Genomic DNA, 19,864 nt, shown 5'->3' with positions numbered 1-19,864 from the left:
TGGCTCCTGGTCTTTCGCGTTTCAGTCATGCGGCCGCTGAACAACCGCGTCGGAGGCGCCTCAAGCGCTCTGTGGCGGATCAAGCGTCGCGAACGGATTGGTGCATGAGTTCCATCCGGTAAACCGGATCGGATCGTCGGGCGAACTGCGCCAGGCGTAGTCCGTCAGCATATGGAACTCGGCGACGGCCCAGCGATCGAAATGCCTGAGATCATGCTGCTTCTGCCGTGGCAGCAACCCGCGCGCCCGACCGAGCTTCGTCTTTTCAAGCAAGGTGACGGCATCGCCCAGCTTTTGGCTCGGGAATATCCAGGGATTGCGGTTGCGGAACTCGAGCACGAACTGCTGCAGATGCTCGATGCGCATGTTCAGCGTGCCGAGGTATTTTTCCAGCGTGACGCGAACCAGATCCTCGTCCGAAAACGAGGAAACGGCGGCGTAGGCAACGCCCGTCGAGGCAACGCCACCCGCCAGGATGGCCAGTGCGGAGCGCCGGGTGACTTCGATCATCGGCCCGCTCCTCTCACGCGATCCGGCTCGCCGCCCGCAGGGACAAAGCCGCCGCGGTCAGGCTTGGGTTGGCACAGGAGCAGCTTGGATAGGTGCTGGTGCCGACGACAACCAGGTTTCTCAGCCGGTGATGGATCATGTTGCTGTCGATCACCGAATCAGCCGGGCCGGTGCCCATCCTGAGCGTGCCCTGGACATGCGATTCCGTCGGCCTTATGCCGCGGTCGAAGAGCCGTTCGACCGGGAGCGGGGCAAGCAGTTCGGGCAATTTGTCCAGCGCCCGGGCCATGCCCTTGACCGCATAGTCCGACGGCGCCTTGAAGGAGACGAAGGCATTGTGGTCCTCGTCGAGGGTGACGAAATTTTCGTCATCGAGCAGGTTTTCAGTGACCACGACCAGCGGCAGCGTCTGCCGCAGACGCCCCTTCTCGGGGCGCATCCCGTGCTGCCAGCGGTTCTCGAAATAGACCAGCGCAACCGCGTGCTCGGACCGGTGCGCACCGTCATAGAGGCCGAAATTCAGTCCGGTGGTGATGGTACTGCCGTCGAAATTGTCGACGCCGTCGAGATAGACCTCGAAATTCCAGCCATAGGATTCATGCAGGCCGCGCCCGACGAATTCGTCTCCCAGGCCAGAGCGCAGCATGATCGCCGCACTCTGGATCGCGTTGGCGCCGAGAATGAAGAGGTCGCCGCTGACCTGATACTCCTTGCCGTCATGGATGAAGGTGAGCGAACGGACCGTGCCGCCGACGTGATCGAGCCGCCGCACTTCCGCGCCGAGGCAGACCGAAACGTCGGGATGCTCGAAGACATGCATAAGGCCATTGTTGGCGGTGAATTTCGCGTCGACCGGGCACAGCCAGCAGCGCAGATTGGCACAGCACGAAGTGCGCTGCGCGGTCGGGACCCGGGCGCGGGCGGTCGGCATGACGAAGTGCTGGCCGGGCTGGGCGGCCTTCATCATCTTGTCCGGCGTCGACATGCGGTGCGGCGGTTGCGGAAATGGTTTCGAGCGCGGCAGCATCGCCGCCATGTCGGGATCGCCGGAGATCGACATGATCTCTTCGGCATCGCAATAGAACGGCTCGACATCGTCATAGCTGATCGGCCAGTCGTTGCCGATGCCATAGGTGCTTTTCAGCCTGAAGTCGTTGGGATGGAACCTCGGCGTCTGCGCGAACCAGCAGTTGGTCCCGCCACCCAGTCCGATGGTGTAATTCCACGGCTTGTCGGAGTTGGTCTTGTAGGTCGTCTCGTCGTCGATGTCGGTGTTGGCGTTCTGGCCGAGCTGCCATTCATGCGTGTTGTGCCGACCCCATTCCAGGATCAGGATGCGCGCCTTACGCCGCTTGGCGAACTCGTGCAGGAAGAAGGCCGAACCGAAACCGGAACCGATCGCGATGAGATCGAAATGATCCTTGGTGATTTGCTCTGGCTTTACGTCCAGCACCATCAGCCACCACTCCTTTCCGCGCCAGGCGCGTGTGCCAAATTCTTATTGCTTCCCACGCTCGCTCTCATGCCGCCATTCTGCCGATCGAGTGGTATTCGATGCCATGGCGCGCCACGACCTTGGGGTCATAGAGGTTGCGGCCGTCGAAGATGACCGGCGTGGTCAGCGCGTCCTTCAAGGCATCGAAGGACGGGGCGCGGAAACTCTTCCATTCGGTGGCGATGAGCAGCGCATCGGCGCCGCGCAGGGCCGCTTCCTTGGTGCCGCACAAAAGCAGGTCGTCGCGCAGGCCGTAGATGGCCTGGCATTCCTGCATCGCCTCGGGATCGTAAGCCTGTACGGTCGCGCCGGCCTTCCACAGCGCTTCCATCAGGACACGCGCCGGCGCCTCGCGCATGTCGTCGGTGTTGGGCTTGAAGGCCAGGCCCCACAACGCAAAGGTCTTGCCCTTGAGATTGCCCTTGAAATAGCGGTTCACCTTGTCGAACAGCACGGATTTCTGGTCATTGTTGCGCTCCTCGACGGCGCGCAGCAGCTTGGCGTCGAACTTGACGCCCTCGGCGGTCTTGATCAGGGCGCGGACGTCCTTGGGAAAGCATGAGCCGCCATAGCCCAGACCCGGATAGATGAAGTGGTAGCCGATGCGCGGATCGCTGCCGATGCCCTTGCGCACCTCCTCGATGTCGGCGCCGAGCTGCTCGGCCAGATTGGCCATCTCGTTCATGAAGCTGATCTTGGTGGCCAGCATGCAGTTGGCGGCGTATTTCGTGAATTCGGCGCTGCGCACGTCCATCACGATCATCTTTTCGTGGTTGCGGTTGAAGGGCGCGTAGAGTTCGCGCATCACCGCCTCGGTCCCCTCGCTCGAAGTGCCGACGATGATACGGTCGGGCTTCATGCAGTCGGCGACGGCCGAGCCTTCCTTGAGGAATTCGGGATTGGAGGCGACGTCGAAGCTCAGGTCCTCGCGCCCTCTCTTCTTCAGCGTCTCGGCGATCCTTGCCTTCACCTTTTCGCAGGTGCCGACCGGCACGGTCGACTTGCCGACGACGATCTTGGCGGTGTCCATCTCGCGGCCGATGGTCTCGGCGACCGCCAGCACATATTTGAGGTCGGCCGAGCCGTCCTCGCCGGGCGGCGTGCCGACCGCGATCATCTGGATTTCACCGTGCCGGACGGCGGCTGCGGCATCGGTGGTGAATTTGATGCGGCCAGCGGCGTGATTCTCCCGGACGATGCTTTCGAGGCCTGGCTCGAAGATCGGGACGAAGCCCTGGTTGAGGCGCTCCACCTTGTTTTCGTCGATGTCGACGCAAACAACCTGGTGGCCAACCTCGGCAAGGACCGCCGCCTGCACGAGGCCGACATAGCCAATTCCAAACACCGTCAAGTTCATTCGGTTTCATTCCCATCCATGGCCGCGACCCGTTTTCGATCCGGCCGGTTCAATTCGTCTTTCCCAACTCTTTTACGCTGCATACGAGCGATTCCGGAAACTGGCATGGCTCGCCGAGCGCGGTGAAGGCAACGCGTTCGACCTGCAGCGAAAGCTTGCGGCCCGGATCCGCGAACGCGCCCATCCAGCCCTTCATGGTGTCGCTGCCCCAAAGGCTGAAGAAGATCTTCTGCGCATGGCTGGGCAGCTTCGCCGGGTCGGTGATGGTGTTCACCAGCTGGCCGTTGACGTACCAGCGCAAACTGTCCTTCTCCCAGACGAATGCGTAATCGTTGAAGGCCTTGTCGGTGCCGCCCGGCACCTCGACCAGCTTCTCGTTCTTGCCCTTGCCGTCGATATAGGCGTTGACCTGCACCTTGGAGGTGTCCTTGGTCAGGATCTCGAAGTCGATCTCGTCCCAGGGCTGCTTGTCCGACGGGCCGATATAGGTGAAGAAGGCCGCGTTGAGGCCAGGGCCGGTGTCGGTCTTCAGCCGCGCCTCATAGGTGCCATAGCCAAAGCGCTGCTTGGTCTGGATCTCGCCGCAGGCGAACTCGCGATCCTTCAGCTTCTGTTTTTCGAAGCCGAGCGACAGCACACCGTCCGAAAGGTCGACCAGCCCTTTCGACCAGGTGCAATTCTGATGACTGCCGTTGCTCCAGCCATCGGACACATACCAGCGCGACTTATCGAAGCTCTTGAAATCATCGACGAAAGAGGGAGCGGACTGGATATCCTGCGCATGGGACGGAGCCGCAAAGAGGCTGCCGAGAGCAGCCAGCAGCAACCCGCCGATCAAGCCCAACCGCCGCAGGTCGGCTTGCCGGGTCCCGTGCGCGACGGAGGTTGCGTCAATCGCTGTCGTGGACGTGGTTTTCGAATCCAAATTCATACCAAACTCACCTTTGTGCTGTGCGTCCCCAACCCAAAGTCGACGTTTGAACCGCTTCCAAACGGGCCAACCTTGGTCTCCTCTTGACCCTCCCGAATTCCCTCTCCTGTCTGCATCATACCTTTGAAGCTGGCATCATGCCTTTGAAGTAGTCTCACGCCTTGATCGTCACGCGCGGCCGGCGCCCGCGGGCCTGGCGAAGTCGGCCGAATCGGAAGCCCCATCCTCGTCGAAGACCATATCCAGCGAATGACGGAGCTCCTTCATCAGGCCGTCCTGGCGCGACAATGCCGCGATGCGGCGCTCGCAATTCAGGATCGATTGCGTCAGCGCGCTGACTTCGGATGAGCGCTTCTCGGAAGCGGAGCCGTTTTCCATGGCTTCGACCAGAAAGGCCGCGTTGGTCGCCGTCTTGCGGTAGCGGCTCTCCAGGCCGGTTTTCTCGGCCTTGATCTCGGCGGCGATCTGCTCGAACAGTTTCGCCAGACGGTCGAGGCGTGCTATGTCGGCCTGCCGGTCGCGGGCAGGATCCCTTGATCTGAAGCCAAATATCGAGGCCATGGGCTTAAATTCCTGTCATCGCCGGCTTACCTGCCGACCACTGGCCAATCCCCGCAAGTGGGGCTGAAAAGCTCGTACCGCATTGTCCAACTCCTTTTGACGGGAGAGACGTCGGACCAATCCGATCGGGGGCCAGTTCGGTTGGTCGTTCAATTTGCTGCACCGCAACATAGACTGCCATCGTCGGAGCCGTGAGGCAACCACCCAATTCGTAAACTCATAAATCCGGTGGAAATGGTTTGCGTGGTGTGTGTGCTTTCGGCGGGTGAAGCGGGCATTCCCCGCCCCTTACCGCTCCTTGCCCGCACTGGTCCCGGCCATCAGGAAACGCAGCGGCGGCACGCGCTTTTGCCTGGACACAAGGCCAACGCGCCGGAACAGTGCCTCCAGCTTGTCGGAGGCCACGCCCTGGACGATGGGGACCAGGTTGGATTGACTTGCAAAGGCGTAGGCCGCGGCCGAAGCCAGCCCGCGCTCGGCCTTCACGTCGAGAAAATTGCGCAGCCGGTATTTGTCGCGCACATGCCGCTCGTGCCGCCGCAGCACCGCCTTGGAGCCTTCCGGCAGGCTGTCTATCGCCAGCAGCGCCAGATCGGCGTCGGCCAGCCGCTTCAGGTCCTGCGTCTTGTGGCGGCCACTGAGCGAATCAGCGCGCACGATGGCGCCGTAACCGCAGGAACGGATGACCTTGAACCGCGCGCCGTGGGCGACCGCGCGGGCGTAGAGCTCATAATCCTCGCCCAGCCGCAGGCTTTCGTCGTAGCGCAATCGGTGCCGGTCGAGGAAAGCGCGGCTGATCACCGGCTTCAAGAAGCCAAGCTCGCCTCGCTGCACGCGGCGCCGGGAGATGTTGCCTTCGACGAAGCGCTCGAAGTCGAGGAATTCCGGATCGGCGGCGAAATCCGGGGCGACGATCTTGGTCGCGTCGCTCGTCGCATCATCCCTGATGAGCATGATGTTGTCAGCCGCGAAATCCCAGTCGGCAGCGGCGAACAGGTTGCGGAACCGGCCCTCGAGGAAGAAGTCGTCGGCATCGAGAATGCTGATGAACGGCGCTTTCGAGCCGGCGATCGCGGCATTGCGGGCGAAGGAGGGGCCACGATTGACGTCGAGGCGCATGACCTTGAGCCGGCCGCTGCCGTCGTCGGCGGAGCGGGCGACCTCGGCCGTATTGTCGGTGGAGCCGTCGTCGACGACGACGACCTCCGCCACCTCGGGTTCGCGCAACGCGGACGCAATGGCGACCGCGATCGTGCGTGCCGCATTTTTGGCCGCGATGATCACGCAGACCTCTGATTTCGTCATCGACATGGGTTAGCCTCTTGCACAGGTTCCGATTTGCCCTCGCCCTGTACGTATTGCAACGCCACCGCCATCACGGGCTGGCCGGCCGCTCGAAGATGCGGCGACTTATATCCGCCGACGCTGCCCAGCCGACCTCGGCCAGGTAGCGGACGGGAGCCCTGCCGCACAATTCCCACAACACCGTTCGCCGCTGCGGCCATCTCAAGGACGACAGCCATGGCGCGATGACCATGTTGAGCAGGTCCTCATTGCCGATACGCGACAGGATCGGCTTGGCCCGCTCCGACAGAAGCGTGCCGGTGGCGCCCAGCAGCACGTCGGCGGCGCGCAGGCCGAGCAGCAGCGTGTCGTCCAGCCCCTGGCTCACCGCCGCGTCCAGCACACGCTGCTGATCGGCCTCGCCAAGACGGTTGGCGCTGGCCCTGATATCGCAGACATAGCCGGCGCAGGGTTCGTGGTTGAAAAGTGCCTTGGCGACGCTGATGCAGGACAGCATCAACGTGTCGGCGGCCGACGTGAACGGCACTTCGGTCCCGGTGATCTCGACCAGCCGCTTGCGCCGCAGGAAGCCGTCGGCATCGCGCGGACTGGGCGAACCGGGCTGCTGGAGGCGATAGTGAAGGTCGACCGTGGACGGCCCGTTGCCACGGATCATATGCTGTTCGCCAAGGAAGCGTACCCACCAGACGGAGCGTGACTTGCCCGAGACCTCATAGCCGATCGAGCGCAGCGCATCGCGCGCTCTCGAGAAGCCGGCCGGGGAAACCAGGATGTCGACATCGCCCGAAGGCTTCATGAAATGGTCGTCGTAGAGCAGATGCTGCTGGAAGGGACCTTTGAGAAAGACGAAATCGATCCGCCTGTCGCGCAGCGCCTGATGGATCGCCATCGAATCCATGAGACAGGCGGCGTTCATCGAAACCGTTCGCCGGCGATAGGTGTCGAGCCATTGGAAAAGCTCGGCGGGCCTTTCGCCCACCGGGGCGCGCGACAGCGCTTTCAGAACGAAGGTGGCGACCTTGTTCAGCCTGGCGATATCGGCGACGGCGGTGGCGGAAAGGTTCGGCGTCGACACATCGCCGGCCGGAGTCGCCGCGCCCGAGAAATACAACCGCAGGCAGGCCTGCACATAGGCAATCTCGTCGGCACAGTCGGCGGCGCGCAGTCGTTCATAGGAACTTTCCGGCAAGGCCATTGAGCGCATGGTCTCCAAAATGCGGTTTGCACGACGTTTATGCTGCAGGTGCGAAACAAAGCATCCTCAAAAACCTCGACGCCGTAAAGTCTTTCCTTTCGCAGCGCGAAATTTTGCAACCAGAGCGTTAGCCGCCCTTCCTCGAAGCGGCGCAACATACGGCTGAAATTCCGACCCAATCGAGGCGCTTCAGCTGATCATCGACACCGGCTGGCCAACAAGAACTCCATTTTTTAGCCATGCCTAAAAAAGCGCCATCGCTATGGAATTTTTATGCAAGCAAATTCAATTGCTTAAAGAATCGCCAGTGCTGAAGGCAGACTGCACCGGGCTTCAGCTCGACAGAGGCGGAATCTTAAGCATTCCGCACACGCATGGTGACGCCCGCAACCCGTAATTGATTAACCAGAAGTAAATCCGGCTTGACTCATAAATGTTGCTATGCAGCTATTGCATCGCAGCATGAAAGTGCTGACGGCACTCGACAGGCCGTTTCCAGTCCTCATTGGAGAGTAAAATGGAACAGAATGTTGAAAAGCATGAGTACGAAACGCCAAGCCTGACGGTACATGGTTCGATCGAAACCATCACCCAGGGCGGTGGCGGCAGCACGGCAATCGACGCGTCGTTTCCGGCGCACACCCCGATTGGCGATCTGACGTTCTCCTGAGACTAGCTTGGTTCTGGGGGAGTGACGTTGGGCCTCCAGGATTGAAGATCGTAAATGGAGCCGGGGATGAAAATCCCCGACTTTCCCCCTTGAACTGACGACGCGTAGAGTTGCTAACGAGGTTTTGGCATGAACTGGAACCCATCCGAGCACGATTGCGTATGTGCCACCGGCGAAGCGGTGGCCTGTGAATTCGGCGATGGCCTCGCGCTTCTCAACCTGAAATCCAATATCTATTACAGCCTCAACGGCGTCGGCGCGTTCATCTGGGAGCAGATCCAGGAACCGAAGTCGATCGCCGATATCCATAGCGCCGTGCTTGCGCGCTACAATGTCGACGCCGAGCGCTGCAAGGCCGACGTCGATGCCTTGCTGAAGGGTTTCGCCGAAAACGGACTTGCGAGGCTGCACAATGAGGCACTTGTCTAGGCAGGTTCCGCAGAAGGCCATGATCTCGCGACAGAGACCTGCGACGGAGCAAAGACCGAGGCCGGCGAACCGCCGGCCCGGAAGGGGATTGGCCAGGGTTTTGTCGCTGAGCGGCTCGGAAGCCCTTTTTCTCTGCCACTGCCTGCTGGTGGTCGCGACCGTCCGGCTGGGGCTGACCTTGTTCTCCTACAACCGCGTTCGCGGCATGGTGACCCGGCTCAACGCGCGCCAGTGCGCCAGCATGGGCGAGCTGCGGCTCGTCGCCTGGGGGGTTGCCGCCGCCGCACGGTTCGTGCCGCGCGCCACCTGCCTCACCCAAGCGCTTTCTGGCCAATATATTCTCGCGCGCCAGGGTAATGCCTCCAACATCCGCATCGGCATCGAACGCGGCACGGGCGAGCAGTTGAAGGCGCATGCCTGGCTGGTCAGCGACAACCATGTCGTGCTTGGCGGCTCCGTCGATGGTTTCGCGCATCTGGTCGACCACGGCAGCCGATGAGCGGCGTGGCCGGAATCCTGCTGCGACAGGCCCCCACGCCGGCGGACGCGGCGACCGATATCCAGCGGATGCTGGCCCGCATGCGCCATCGCGGTCCCGACGGAAATTCATGGTGGCTGGACAGCGCCATCGCCCTTGGCCACGCCTGGCTCAACACCACGGATGAAGCCGGCCCCGGCCCGCTGACGATGGCCGGCGGCAAGCTCGCCATCACCGCCGATTGCCGGCTGGACAATCGCGACGAGCTGATGGCGAGGCTCGGCATACGCGACAAGTCGGTTGCGGACGCGACATTGGTGATGCGGGCCTATCTGCGCTGGGGCGAATCCTGCCCCGTGCACCTGCAAGGCGATTTCGCCTTTGCGATCTGGGATGCCGAGCGGCAGCTGTTGTTTTGCGCACGCGACCATTTCGGGGTCAAGCCATTCTACTATCACGCGGCGGACCAGCGTTTTGCCTTTGCCTCCGAGATCGGGCCGATGCTTGGGCTTGACGGGGTCGGCGCACGCATCAGCGAGCACCGTATTTCGGGATTCCTGGCCGGGCTTCCCGACGACCCGCAATCCACGCCCTACAGCGATATCTTCAGCCTGCCGGCGCGCCACAGCCTGACTGTCACCGCGCAACAGGTGGTGCTGCGCCGGTACTGGCAGATCGAACCGTCGGCGCGACCAGTGCGGTCGGATGCAGCGGAGGAATTCGCGCATCTGTTTTCGCAATCCGTGCGCAACCGCATGCGCGGAAGCCAGTCGGTCGGCGCGATGCTGAGCGGTGGCCTCGATTCCTCGTCGATCGCCTGTGTCGCTGGCCTGCAGAACGCCGCCGAGCAGAAACCCAAGCTGCCGACCTTTTCGCTGGTTTTCGAGAAGGGCTCGTCGATGGACGAACGGGCCTTCATCGATGCGGTGCTCGACCAGCGGAAGACCGATCCGACGCTGATCCCCGTCGGCAATTATGCGCCTTTCGCCGAGTTCGAGCGGGTGCTGGAGGAACAGGAAGGCACCTTCCTGGCGCCGGGCCTGACGCTGACCCGCGGCATCTACCGGACGGCGGGCGCCAAAGGCATCAAGGTGCTGCTCGACGGCCATGGCGGCGACGAGGTCGTCTCGCAGGGCCACGGCCATCTGCACGAGCTTGCCAATGGCGGCCGGTGGCTGGACCTTTGGCGCGAGGTCCGCAGCGCCTCCAATACCTATGGCGACAGCACGCTCGGCCTGTATTTCCAGTTCCTGACCCTTTACGGACCGGCCTGGCGCATCGCCAAGGCGAGACAGCTGGCGAACCGCGCCCTGAACAGGATACGCAAGCCCACGCAAATGCAGCGCGGCCGCAGCTGGCGCGACCTGATCAATCCGGACCTGGCCAGGCGGACTGAACTCATCGACCGCTTCCATCGGGCCGGCTACATGCCGCCCGGCGTCCAGGCCAGCGACGCGCTGAGCCATCGCTGGATCCTGTCCAACGGCTATGTGCCGCACTCTTTCGAGGTGCTTGACAAGGCGGCGGCCAATTTCGGCGTCGAACCGCGCTATCCATTCTGGGACAAGCCGCTGGTCGAATTCTGCCTGGCGCTGCCGGGCGAGGAAAAACTCAGCCACGGCTTTGGACGCTATGTGTTGCGCCGGGCCATGGAGGGCATCCTGCCGGCGGCGGTGCAGTGGCGGCGCGACAAGATCGATTTCACCGCCAATCTCGTCAACGGCATGGTGCGCAACCACCGCGACCTCCTGGAGCAGCTGCTGGTTTCGGATGCCGGCCGTATCGCGCCCTATGTCAACCTGCCGCAGGTGAGCGCCGCCTATGCGCGGCTGCTGCGCCAGCCCGATCAGCCGGCGCCGCTGGACATCCAGTATGTCTGGCGTTCGGCCTCGCTGTCACTGTGGCTGCGGCAAGTCCAGCACGGCGGGAGCCCCGCATGATGCCTCGCAACCAGCCGCTCGCCACATCTGCCGGCGATCCTCCTCCTCCCCATGGCGGGATGATGCGGGAGCAGCGTTACTACCAGGCCTACGGCCTGACCATCGCATCCGACGTGGCACTGCCCGAGCTGGAGCCCGCCGAGCCAGCGGCAGCGGATATCCTGATCGCCATCGGCACGATCGACATGCCGAAGCCTTCGTCCGAGGCCGCGACGATCTTCCGCTTCGAGCCCGACCGGCAATATCTGGCGTGGCATGCCGTCGGCGCCTTCCTGATCAGCGATGCCAGCCGCATCGACATCGAGCCGGCGCCCGGGGTCGACGACGCCCTGCTTGCCTTCCCGCTGCTCGGGCCGGTGATGGCGCTGCTGCTGCACCGGCGCGGCCTGCTTGTCCTGCATGCCAGCGCCATAGCGGCGGCCGGCAGAGGCGCCATCTTCATGGGCGACAAGGGCGCCGGCAAATCGACGACGGCAAGCGCGCTGATCCGGGCCGGTCATGAATTGCTTACCGACGATGTCGTGGCGCTCGATCTCGCCAGACCGGACGCGCCGATGATCGTTCCGGGCTTTCCCCAGATCAAGCTTGCCGCCGACGCCGCGGCCGCGATCTCGCTCGGCCAGGCTGAAGTGCGGCCGCAAGTGCATCCGGCGATCGAGAAGATGCAGCATCGCCTGCATGGCGCCTTCTCCGGCTGCATGGTGCCGGCGACCGGGATCTATGTCCTCGAGCGCGGCACAAAGGCCGCGATCACGCCCTTGCCCGGCATTGCCGCCCTGCCGGCGATCATCAAGTTCTCCTATGTGACGCGGTTCGGCCGCGCGGCGCTGTCCGACGATTTCGCGGCGCTGCATCTTCGCCAATGTTCAGCAATCGCTAACCATGTCGGCGTGTTCCGGCTGGAAGTTCCGACCGGCCTCGACAGGATTGGCGAGGCCGTGGCGCTGATCGAAAGCGATCTGGCGGCCAGCTTTCGGCAGCGGTGAGCGCAATCATGTCGAAATCCTCGATCCTTCGCCTGTCGCTGTTTCGCGATGTCGCCGCGTTCGGCGCCGTCATCGCCCAGATCGGCGGGCGGCGGACCTGGACGGCGCTGCTGTTCCTGATCCTCGGCAGCCTGACGGAAGGCATTTCGATCCTGCTGCTCGTGCCGCTGCTGCACCTGGTCGGGCGTGCCGACCAGGATTTCGCGGTGCGGCTGCCGAACAATGATTTCGTGCGCTGGCTGGTGCCGGACGGAACGCTGCAACTGACGACGGTGCTATGCGCGCTGGTCGGGCTCGTTGCCGTGCAGGCAGCGTTCAACCGCTTCAAGTCGGTCTACATGGCCAGGCTTCTCTTCGATTTCATCAACCGCCTGCGCATGAACCTGTTCGAGAGCATCGGCAAAGCGCGCTGGGGCGTGTTCTCGCGCATGCGCAGTTCGGATCTCGACCATGCCCTGACCGGCGACATCGATCGCGTCCAGGGCGCCGCTTTCTCGCTGCTGATGCTGGTGCAGATCGCAGTGCTTTTGGTGGGCTATCTCGTGATCTCGATGTTCATCTCGCCGGTCATGACGGCGTTTGCGGTCGTCATCGGCATCGTGATGTTCATAGCGCTGCAGCCGTTTCGCGCGCGCGCAACCGCTTTCGGGCGCGTCCTGACCAGCAATCGCCAGGATCAGTACCGGACGGTCTCGGAATTCCTCGGCGGCATCAAGGTGGCCAAGAGCCTGAATGTCGAGGCCAGCTATTTCGCGCAATTGCAGGCGACGCTGGAAAAGATGAAGGCCGACAACATCGACTATGTCAGAAACAGTTCGATCGGCACCGCGGTGTTCCAGGTGGCGAGCGTCGTGGGGCTCAGCCTGTTCATCTACGTGGCGCTGGTCCGCTTCAACCTGTCGCTGGCCGAGATTGTCGTGCTGCTCCTCGTCTTCATGCGCATCGCGCCGCGCTTCATGGACATGCAGACCCAGGCCCAGCAAGTGCTGATCAACCTGCCCGCTTATACGGCCATGCGCAGCCTGCAGGCCCGTTTCGACGCCGAGCGCGAACCGGGCCATGCCGAAGCTGAAAATGCCGGCAAGCTGTCGCTCGATACCGGGCTGAATATTCGCGGCGTCTCCTTCAGCTACGGCGACGGCTCCGGCAAGGCGGTGGTGAGCGACATCACCTTCGGCCTGCCGGCCGGCAAGGTCACGGCCCTGATCGGCCCTTCGGGATCGGGCAAGAGCACGATCGCCGACATGCTGCTCGGCCTGCTCGAGCCGACCGAAGGCAGGATCCTGGTCGACGGCGTCGAGATCGATGCCAGCAATCGCCGGCGCTGGCGCGATCAGGTGGCCTATGTGCCGCAGGACGTGTTCCTGCTGCATGACACGATCGCGGCGAACCTGCGCCTTGCAGCGCCGCGGGCCAGCGACGACGATCTGTGGACCGCGCTGCGCGCCGCGCATGCCGGTGACTTCGTCGAACGGCTCGACCAGCGGCTCGGCACGGTGGTCGGCGACCGCGGCGTGCGGCTCTCCGGCGGTGAGCGCCAACGCATTGCGCTGGCGCGTGCGCTGCTGCGCAAGCCGTCGCTGCTCATCCTCGACGAGGCGACCAGCGCGCTCGACTGGCAGAACCAGTCGCTGATCGCCCGGTCGATCGACGGATTGCGCGGTGCGATGACCATCCTGACCATCGCGCACCGGCCATCGATGATCGCCTTCGCCGACTGGGTGGTGGCCATGGAAGACGGGCGCGTCGTGGAAGTCGGGCAGTATCAGCGGCTGAAGGCGAAGCCGGCGAGCCGGCTGTCGAGGATGCTGTCTGGGGAACAGTCGGAAACCGAACCCGCCAATGTGGCCTGAGGCCGCGGATATCCTTGCAGGAACTAGTGCAGGCCGCGCCGGGCGTTGCCCAGCTTCTCGCCTTCGGTCACGTCGGGCGAACTCAGCTTTCTCTCAGCTTCGCGCAGCCTGTCGGCTTGCGTCGGCGCACTCCTGGCGATCATGGCATAGACCAGGACGAAATAACCGGCCTGGATGATCACGGCGCAGATGATGACGCGCATCAGCGTCGTGCCCAGCGAAGCGCCGCCAAGCCATGACCAGGCGACGACGATTGCAAGAGCGAAAATCATCCCAACGATGAATTTTGGAAGCGACATACCCAACAGCCCATAAACCGGCCCGGGTTATATCAAACGATAGCCCCACCCGAGCGCCGTCCCTTGTCATGCGGGCTTGTAAAGGTGCCCGCTATCGACCGGTTGCTTCCGGCCTTTCAACCTGTCGCCACTCTGACAGGTATAATTTGCAATTCTATTAAGGCGAGCAGAAGGCGGCAAGGGCAACCGCACATATTTTTGATTGAGCTTGCGCGATCGACTCTGCCATGCTGCAACGCACACCACCGCAATTCACTCAACCTGAAGCCGCCGACTCGTTTCAGTACAATTCCCAATATTGTGTAGTATTTTATGTTAATAGTCGGGAACTTCGCGCCTTCCTAAAGCTCTAATATGTACCATTCAGGGCCTGCGAGAACGCCTTGCCCCAGATTCGCCCCAAAAAGGTCCGCATTTTTTTACGCTTGCCCATTTATTGTCACAAATGTGCTAAACATCCTGAAAAATGTGCATCGCTAGCTTATTATTTAGTCAATTCATGACGTGACTATTTCAATGGGCCAGGAAATTGTGTGTTGCGCTGCAACATTTTTTTGGTATCGTGTGGTGAACCATTCGTTCAACGCATGGAGTTTCCGCATGAGGGATATTGCCAAGTCGGCCACGGCGGGCTTTTCGCAGGCTGACACCGATTTTCCGCCGCCGATCGGCGGCCTCATCAAGCGCAGCTTCGATATTTTCGGTTCACTGGTTGGTTTGATCGCTCTCAGCCCGCTGTTCATCATGATAGCGCTGCTGGTCAAATTTTCCGACGGTGGATCGATTTTCTACGGCCATCGGCGAATCGGGCGCGGCGGGCGGATTTTCCCGTGCCTGAAATTCCGCACAATGGTTCCGGACGGCGACAAGGTGCTGGCCGCCTACCTCGCCACCAATCCGGAGGCCAATGCGGAATGGATTGCCACCCGCAAGCTGAAGAACGACCCGCGAGTCACCCGCGTCGGCGCGGTGCTGCGCAAGCTCAGCCTCGACGAATTGCCGCAGATCATCAACATCCTGCAGGGCGACATGAGCCTTGTCGGGCCTCGCCCGGTGGTGCGCGACGAGCTGGAAATCTACGGTAGCGCCGCCGTCTACTATCTGAAGTCACGGCCCGGCCTGACCGGCCTGTGGCAGGTCAGCGGCCGCAACGACGTTTCCTACGACAGCCGCGTTGCTTTCGACCGCCACTATGTCGAGAACTGGTCGCTGTTCGGCGACGTGCGCATCATCATCAAGACCGTGCCGGCCGTCTGGATGTCACGCGGCTCTTACTGACCGACCGCCAGTACCAGGCATCCGGCGGCAAGCTCATCGGGCGATGGGGCTAAAACGGATCGGAACGTTCAGTTGAAAAAAGACATGTTCGAAGCCTTTGGCAGCGGCCGCTTTTCCGGCCGCTCTCGGCTTATGGCCACCTGCCTTGCAATATCGCTCGCTTTCCTTCCCCAGGTCGCCATGTCAGGCGAATATCAGCTCGGCTCGCAGGACAAGCTCAACGTCCGCATCGCCGAATGGCAGACCGTCGAAGGCACGTTCCGCGACTGGTCGGCAGTCAACGGCGAATATACGGTCGGACCAGCCGGCACGCTGTCGGTGCCTTTCGTCGGCGAGTTGCCGGCGGCCGGCAAGACCACGGCGGAAGTCGCGGCGGCGATCGGCGAGGCGCTGCAGCACAAGCTCGCTTTGTCGGACAAACCCGAGGCCTCGGTCGAGATGGCGCAGTTCCGGCCCTTCTATATTTCGGGCGAAGTGCAGAACCCCGGGCAGTTTCCCTTTGTGCCCGATCTTACGGTGCTGAAAGCAATCAGCGTCGCCGGCGGCATCAGGCGCAGCGCCGACTACGGCCCCCAACTCGGCAAGGACCTGGTCACCGCCAAGGGCAATTTCGATATCTCCGACGACCAGCGCGTCCGGCTGCTCGTCAGGCGCGCCCGCATCGATGCCGATCTGGCCGGCAAGGCAAGTTTCGAAGCACCGAAGGAGGTCGAGGGCGATCCGCGGCTGCCGACCATCGTCGCCGACGAGATGACGATCCTGACGGCGGATCAGAAGGCGCTGAAGCTGAAGCTCGAGGCGCTCGACGATCTCAAGAGTGTCCTTCAGGCCGAAATCGAATCGCTGCAGAAGAAGATCGTCAACCAGCAGAAGCAGGTCGACCTGGCGCAGCAGCAGCTCACCAGCATCGGTCCGCTGGCGCAGAAGGGCCTGGTCGCCAATGCCAGGCTCCTGGATTCGCAGCAGTCCGTCACCGACCTGCAGGGCAAGATCCTCGACTACGAGACGGCCATCCTCACCGCCAAGCAGGCTATCAGCAAGGCGACGCAGGACGCAATCGATGCCCAGAACACGTTGAGTTCGAGCCTCGCCGCCGATCGGCAGCAGACCGAAGCCGACCTGAACGAGGCCGCGCTGAAGGTTAATATGCAGAAAGGCCTGATCGCCCAGGCCAGCGATCCGGCAACGACAGCCGCCATCACCAACGGCCAGCAGCCTACGCTGCTTTATTCGCTGGTTCGCAATGTCGACGGCAAGACCAGCGAAATCGCGGCGAAGGAAGAAACACCGGTGCTGCCCGGTGACGTGATCAAGGTCAAGCTGGCGCCGCTGGCCAGCCAATAGGTCGCGCGCCTCTCCGAGCGGTTCATCGTTTCACGGAACGCAGGGCCGCTCCGCGATCGTCTCGATTTATTTGTTCCGCGGCGATGCCAGGCGGAAACCCGAAGCCCTCGCGTCCGGACCCGGATCATGACCCAGGCCGCGTGGGCTCTCAGGGACGGCCCGGGCGACCAGAACCTATGAAGGTCGCTCCGCCATCGGTGAACGGCGGCAACGCCTTCTGAACCGTAAACAGCGTGCCGCCCGTATTCAGGCCGAAGGTCGCATCGAAATGCTGCTCGGCAATCTCGCCCAGTGGGACGGCTTCGCCGATGACGGCGCTCGCGTACAGGACGTCGATCCTGCCTTTTTCCCGCCTGACCGTGTCGAACAGACGGTCGAGATCGTCGAGATTGGCCGCGTCGCCGCGCACGCCGGTGACATTCCGGCCAATCAGCCTGACGGCCTCGTCGAGCGGCCAACTGCCCCCGACCGGTGATGAAGACATAGGCGCCTTTTGCGGGCGAGGAGGTCCTCGATCTCGCAAACCAGATGGAAGCGTCGTCGCACCAGCTGGAGACGCGCGTCTTCGGTCGCGACCAGAGCGTGCGCGGGCTTCTGCGCGTGGCGCTGGCACAGCCCCCCGCGACGGACATTGCGATCCGCGTCGTCTACGACCGCAAAACCTTGCTGCTCAATCTTCACGGCCTGAAGGACCGGATCTGTCTGGAGGCGTCTATATGTCCTGCGATCGACTGGCCGCGTGGCGTGCGGGCGCGCCTGATCCCCTGCGTCCGACATGGGGGCGAACCCGGTCGCGAGACGGCCGTTCACACCTGATCGGCGGCGGCCGGACGGCCGACATGCCGTGGCCAGGCCGGCTCGCCCCTTGGCGCATCCGCCGGTTCGAAGGCCGGCGACCACCGCGTGCGGGTGACCGGCAGCCGCGCCAGCTTGAAGTAGCTGAAATACATCAGGAACGAGCCCATGATGTAGGGGTTGAGCACCTCGACCTCGACAAAGGAGCGGATGAGCAGCAACACCATCACGCCGAATAGCACCACCGACTCGGCCTGCCATGCCTTGAAAATCACCGTCGAAACATGGCCGTAGAGCGTGCGCAGCATGATCAGCGAGATCATCACCGCTCCGGTGAAGCCGAGTTCGACAAGCGCCTCGACATAGGTGTTGTGGAAATGGAAGCCGGTGCGGGTGGTGATGTAGAATTCGTTCCACAGCCGCTCGGCCTCGGCGAAGCCCTGCACCCAATAAGCGGCATAGCCGACACCGAGGATCGGCGAGCGCTGCGCGGCGTTCCAGCCCTGCTCCCACAGATAGGTCCGCCCGGTGAGCGTCGAATCCTTGCCGAAGAGGCCAAGCACGAAGTCCATCAGCCCGAGGTTGAGGGCGACAAAGGCCACCACGACGATCAGGCCGGCGCCGACCACGAAGATCACCCGGCGATAGCGCCGTGACAAAAGCTTAGTCATGGCAAGAAGCGCGATCAGCGCCAGGACCGCCGGTATCGAGGCCATCGACGTGGCGGAATGCGAAATGACCAGCAGGTAGGCCGACAACAGCACGACAGGAACAGTCAGCATGAAACTCAGCCGGCCACGCCGCAGGAAAGCGAGGAACACCACGGAAAAATAGATGCCGAGCGAGCCGACGAAGCCGATCTGGTTCTTGGAGGCAAAGGCGCCAACGAAATTGTAGGTGCCGTCAAGGACGTCCTCGGAATAGGCCCCGACCTTGAGCGAATAGAGCATGACGAAGAATATCCCGACCAGGGCGCCGAGCGTCAGGGTCCGCACGCTGACGGTGCGCGCCGCGACATAGGCACAGGCGATGTGGGACAGGTACTGGACCGCCGTTCTGGCAGTGACGCCGGGCGCCTGCGACCAGAAGATGGAAAAACAGATATAGGCCGCGAACAGCAGCGGCAGCCAGGCGCTGGAGAGCTGCCGCAGGAAGCGCCGGTAGTCGACCAGGATGAGCGGAAGCCAGACGGCGTAGTAGGCCAGGATCAGCACCTGGCCGAAAATGACGGAATAGGAGAACGCCCAGATCGAAACGGCAACGGCAAAAGCGCCGTAGACCGAGTTCTTCTCGGGATCGACCAGGAGGGACTTTGGAATTTTCATCTCAGAGTCCCGTCGGCGCGGCCCAAGACCAGCAAGTCCGGCAGGCCGCAAACCGGCCGGCATATCCGCAAACAGGGGCGTGCAATAAACGGCATCTCCATTGTGCAGTGCAATATAACCTATCGCACCGCATGCTCAATGGCAAATCCGGTCACCTTGTCTTACAGGCGCGAACGGGGAGAGATCAGCCGGTGGCTCGCCCGCCAGTTTCCCTGTCGGTTGGATTTTATCCATACCGCCCCTTCCGTGAGGGCCGCGACCGCGAACACGCTACCACAGTGCTCCGCCGGCGATCTGGATGTTTTCCATGGTGATGCCTTTGGCCAGGTCCGAGCACAGGAACACGGCCAGCGCGGCGATTTCCTGCGGCTGCAGCATGCGCTGCTGCGGGTTGCCCCTGGCGATCTCGGCCATCGCCTGCTGAGCGGTGCGCCCCTTGCCCTCGCGTTCGACGACTTGCGCCACGTTGCGGCGCATCAGTTCGGTCTCGACCCAGGTTGGGCTGATCATGACGCAGGTGACTCCATGCGCCGCCCCCTCCAGCGCCACGCAGCGGGTGAGACCGAGCAGGCCGGCTTTCGAAGCGCAATAGGCGGGGTTGTCCTTCCAGCCGACGGAGGCCGCTGTCGAGCCGATGTTGACGATGCGGCCCCAGCCGCGCCCGATCATGCCGGGCAGCACGGCACGGGTGGCGCGGAAGGCGCCGGTCAGGTTGGTGTCGACGATCTTGTCCCACAGCGCGTCGGAATGGCCGCAGACCGGTTGCTCGGCGGTGGTGCCAGCCGCGTTGACCAGGATATCGGCGGGACCGATGACGGCCTCGGCTTCGGCCATGAAACGGTTGGTGACCTCGCTGTCGCGGACATCGAGGTGAGCAGCGTGCACTCTGGTGCCGTGGGCCGACAGGGCCGCGCGCACGCGCTCGATTTCGTCGGTGCCGGGGTAATAGGCGGCGTCGGATCTGTCGGCGCCGGCAGGCGCGATGTAGGAGCCGACGGCGACATTGGCGCCGGCTTCAGCCAAGGCCGCGGCAATGGCGAAACCCATTCCGGAAAAGCCGCCGGTGACGATGGCACCGCGCCCTGCAAGGTTTGTCATCGCGTGCTTCTCCAA

At 62.8% G+C, this 19,864-nt stretch carries 18 protein-coding genes and 2 pseudogenes; 9 read left to right on the top strand and 11 right to left on the bottom strand.

Annotated elements, in window-relative coordinates; genetic code table 11:
- Positions 1-60 precede the first annotated feature (60 nt).
- The 7 genes from QQK95_RS24755 to QQK95_RS24725 form a co-directional block, all read right to left on the bottom strand.
- Positions 61-510 carry a hypothetical protein gene (locus QQK95_RS24755; protein WP_284277002.1) on the bottom strand — a complete coding sequence of 150 codons (450 nt, stop codon included), beginning with the start codon at positions 508-510 and terminating at the stop codon, positions 61-63.
- Between the two features lie 13 nt (positions 511-523).
- Positions 524-1,966 carry a GMC oxidoreductase gene (locus QQK95_RS24750; protein WP_284277001.1) on the bottom strand — a complete coding sequence of 481 codons (1,443 nt, stop codon included), beginning with the start codon at positions 1,964-1,966 and terminating at the stop codon, positions 524-526.
- A gap of 64 nt (positions 1,967-2,030) precedes the next feature.
- Complete coding sequence (locus tag QQK95_RS24745) at positions 2,031-3,362, bottom strand: UDP-glucose dehydrogenase family protein (RefSeq protein WP_284277000.1); 1,332 nt, start codon at positions 3,360-3,362, stop codon at positions 2,031-2,033.
- A 49-nt stretch (positions 3,363-3,411) separates the two neighbouring features.
- Positions 3,412-4,293 (bottom strand): endo-1,3-1,4-beta-glycanase ExoK, encoded by an 882-nt coding sequence (gene exoK / locus QQK95_RS24740; RefSeq protein WP_284276999.1) that lies wholly within the window; start codon positions 4,291-4,293, stop codon positions 3,412-3,414.
- Positions 4,294-4,461: 168 nt separating this feature from the next.
- Positions 4,462-4,854, bottom strand: a complete 393-nt coding sequence (locus QQK95_RS24735) for a hypothetical protein (protein WP_284276998.1) — start codon at positions 4,852-4,854, stop codon at positions 4,462-4,464.
- A 288-nt stretch (positions 4,855-5,142) separates the two neighbouring features.
- On the bottom strand, positions 5,143-6,165 hold the full coding sequence (locus tag QQK95_RS24730; RefSeq protein ID WP_284276997.1) for a glycosyltransferase family 2 protein: 1,023 nt from the start codon (positions 6,163-6,165) through the stop codon (positions 5,143-5,145).
- A 64-nt stretch (positions 6,166-6,229) separates the two neighbouring features.
- On the bottom strand, positions 6,230-7,354 hold the full coding sequence (locus QQK95_RS24725; RefSeq protein WP_284276996.1) for a nucleotidyltransferase family protein: 1,125 nt from the start codon (positions 7,352-7,354) through the stop codon (positions 6,230-6,232).
- 517 nt (positions 7,355-7,871) lie between these two features.
- On the opposite strand from QQK95_RS24725, the gene QQK95_RS24720 reads away from it, so the two are divergent.
- From QQK95_RS24720 to QQK95_RS24695, 6 genes are all read left to right on the top strand, one after another.
- On the top strand, positions 7,872-8,024 hold the full coding sequence (locus QQK95_RS24720; RefSeq protein ID WP_010913078.1) for a lasso peptide: 153 nt from the start codon (positions 7,872-7,874) through the stop codon (positions 8,022-8,024).
- Between the two features lie 129 nt (positions 8,025-8,153).
- Positions 8,154-8,453: a PqqD family protein gene (locus tag QQK95_RS24715; protein ID WP_284276995.1), complete on the top strand. Its 300-nt coding sequence runs from the start codon at positions 8,154-8,156 to the stop codon at positions 8,451-8,453.
- An 88-nt stretch (positions 8,454-8,541) separates the two neighbouring features.
- Entirely contained in the window at positions 8,542-8,952 is a 411-nt protein-coding gene (locus QQK95_RS24710) for a lasso peptide biosynthesis B2 protein (protein WP_284276994.1), read from the top strand.
- Positions 8,949-10,871, top strand: coding sequence for a lasso peptide isopeptide bond-forming cyclase (locus tag QQK95_RS24705; protein WP_284276993.1), 1,923 nt, complete (start codon positions 8,949-8,951; stop codon positions 10,869-10,871). The genes QQK95_RS24710 and QQK95_RS24705 overlap by 4 nt, the downstream gene beginning before the upstream one ends.
- On the top strand, positions 10,868-11,857 hold the full coding sequence (locus QQK95_RS24700) for a phosphoenolpyruvate carboxykinase (ATP) (RefSeq protein WP_284276992.1): 990 nt from the start codon (positions 10,868-10,870) through the stop codon (positions 11,855-11,857). The genes QQK95_RS24705 and QQK95_RS24700 overlap by 4 nt, the downstream gene beginning before the upstream one ends.
- A gap of 8 nt (positions 11,858-11,865) precedes the next feature.
- Complete coding sequence (locus tag QQK95_RS24695) at positions 11,866-13,710, top strand: ABC transporter ATP-binding protein (protein WP_284276991.1); 1,845 nt, start codon at positions 11,866-11,868, stop codon at positions 13,708-13,710.
- A 23-nt stretch (positions 13,711-13,733) separates the two neighbouring features.
- Here QQK95_RS24695 and QQK95_RS24690 read toward each other — a convergent pair whose 3' ends face one another.
- Positions 13,734-14,009 (bottom strand): exopolysaccharide production repressor exox, encoded by a 276-nt coding sequence (locus QQK95_RS24690; RefSeq protein WP_284276990.1) that lies wholly within the window; start codon positions 14,007-14,009, stop codon positions 13,734-13,736.
- Between the two features lie 600 nt (positions 14,010-14,609).
- On the opposite strand from QQK95_RS24690, the gene QQK95_RS24685 reads away from it, so the two are divergent.
- Together QQK95_RS24685 and QQK95_RS24680 are read left to right on the top strand one after the other, a co-directional pair.
- Positions 14,610-15,287, top strand: coding sequence for a sugar transferase (locus QQK95_RS24685; protein ID WP_202356533.1), 678 nt, complete (start codon positions 14,610-14,612; stop codon positions 15,285-15,287).
- 84 nt (positions 15,288-15,371) lie between these two features.
- On the top strand, positions 15,372-16,631 hold the full coding sequence (locus QQK95_RS24680; protein ID WP_284276989.1) for a polysaccharide biosynthesis/export family protein: 1,260 nt from the start codon (positions 15,372-15,374) through the stop codon (positions 16,629-16,631).
- Positions 16,632-16,806: 175 nt separating this feature from the next.
- On the opposite strand, the pseudogene QQK95_RS24675 reads toward QQK95_RS24680, so the two are convergent.
- A pseudogene (locus QQK95_RS24675) lies at positions 16,807-17,161 on the bottom strand (SDR family NAD(P)-dependent oxidoreductase); the annotation flags it as partial.
- On the opposite strand from QQK95_RS24675, the pseudogene QQK95_RS24670 reads away from it, so the two are divergent.
- Positions 17,127-17,401, top strand: a pseudogene (locus tag QQK95_RS24670) (LysR family transcriptional regulator); the annotation flags it as partial. The pseudogenes QQK95_RS24675 and QQK95_RS24670 sit on opposite strands and share 35 nt — an antisense overlap.
- A 36-nt stretch (positions 17,402-17,437) precedes the next feature.
- On the opposite strand, the gene QQK95_RS24665 reads toward QQK95_RS24670, so the two are convergent.
- Complete coding sequence (locus QQK95_RS24665; RefSeq protein WP_284276988.1) at positions 17,438-18,751, bottom strand: O-antigen ligase family protein; 1,314 nt, start codon at positions 18,749-18,751, stop codon at positions 17,438-17,440.
- A gap of 270 nt (positions 18,752-19,021) precedes the next feature.
- Positions 19,022-19,849: an SDR family NAD(P)-dependent oxidoreductase gene (locus tag QQK95_RS24660; RefSeq protein WP_284276987.1), complete on the bottom strand. Its 828-nt coding sequence runs from the start codon at positions 19,847-19,849 to the stop codon at positions 19,022-19,024.
- Positions 19,850-19,864 lie beyond the last annotated feature (15 nt).

The sequence above is a fragment of the Mesorhizobium huakuii genome (assembly GCF_030160235.1).
Taxonomy (GTDB): domain Bacteria; phylum Pseudomonadota; class Alphaproteobacteria; order Rhizobiales; family Rhizobiaceae; genus Mesorhizobium; species Mesorhizobium huakuii.
Note: the sequence above shows the minus strand (reverse complement) of the source record. Positions and strands in the feature narration are given on the sequence as shown.

What these genes read in the sequence shown, in the direction of transcription:
- QQK95_RS24755 (WP_284277002.1), bottom strand. Translation starts at nt 510, where the DNA reads ATGATCGAAGTCACCCGGCGCTCCGCACTGGCCATCCTGGCGGGTGGC.
- QQK95_RS24750 (WP_284277001.1), bottom strand. Translation starts at nt 1,966, where the DNA reads ATGGTGCTGGACGTAAAGCCAGAGCAAATCACCAAGGATCATTTCGAT.
- QQK95_RS24745 (WP_284277000.1), bottom strand. Translation starts at nt 3,362, where the DNA reads ATGAACTTGACGGTGTTTGGAATTGGCTATGTCGGCCTCGTGCAGGCG.
- exoK (WP_284276999.1), bottom strand. Translation starts at nt 4,293, where the DNA reads ATGAATTTGGATTCGAAAACCACGTCCACGACAGCGATTGACGCAACC.
- QQK95_RS24735 (WP_284276998.1), bottom strand. Translation starts at nt 4,854, where the DNA reads ATGGCCTCGATATTTGGCTTCAGATCAAGGGATCCTGCCCGCGACCGG.
- QQK95_RS24730 (WP_284276997.1), bottom strand. Translation starts at nt 6,165, where the DNA reads ATGTCGATGACGAAATCAGAGGTCTGCGTGATCATCGCGGCCAAAAAT.
- QQK95_RS24725 (WP_284276996.1), bottom strand. Translation starts at nt 7,354, where the DNA reads ATGGCCTTGCCGGAAAGTTCCTATGAACGACTGCGCGCCGCCGACTGT.
- QQK95_RS24720 (WP_010913078.1), top strand. Translation starts at nt 7,872, where the DNA reads ATGGAACAGAATGTTGAAAAGCATGAGTACGAAACGCCAAGCCTGACG.
- QQK95_RS24715 (WP_284276995.1), top strand. Translation starts at nt 8,154, where the DNA reads ATGAACTGGAACCCATCCGAGCACGATTGCGTATGTGCCACCGGCGAA.
- QQK95_RS24705 (WP_284276993.1), top strand. Translation starts at nt 8,949, where the DNA reads ATGAGCGGCGTGGCCGGAATCCTGCTGCGACAGGCCCCCACGCCGGCG.
- QQK95_RS24700 (WP_284276992.1), top strand. Translation starts at nt 10,868, where the DNA reads ATGATGCCTCGCAACCAGCCGCTCGCCACATCTGCCGGCGATCCTCCT.
- QQK95_RS24695 (WP_284276991.1), top strand. Translation starts at nt 11,866, where the DNA reads ATGTCGAAATCCTCGATCCTTCGCCTGTCGCTGTTTCGCGATGTCGCC.
- QQK95_RS24690 (WP_284276990.1), bottom strand. Translation starts at nt 14,009, where the DNA reads ATGTCGCTTCCAAAATTCATCGTTGGGATGATTTTCGCTCTTGCAATC.
- QQK95_RS24685 (WP_202356533.1), top strand. Translation starts at nt 14,610, where the DNA reads ATGAGGGATATTGCCAAGTCGGCCACGGCGGGCTTTTCGCAGGCTGAC.
- QQK95_RS24680 (WP_284276989.1), top strand. Translation starts at nt 15,372, where the DNA reads ATGTTCGAAGCCTTTGGCAGCGGCCGCTTTTCCGGCCGCTCTCGGCTT.
- QQK95_RS24665 (WP_284276988.1), bottom strand. Translation starts at nt 18,751, where the DNA reads ATGAAAATTCCAAAGTCCCTCCTGGTCGATCCCGAGAAGAACTCGGTC.
- QQK95_RS24660 (WP_284276987.1), bottom strand. Translation starts at nt 19,849, where the DNA reads ATGACAAACCTTGCAGGGCGCGGTGCCATCGTCACCGGCGGCTTTTCC.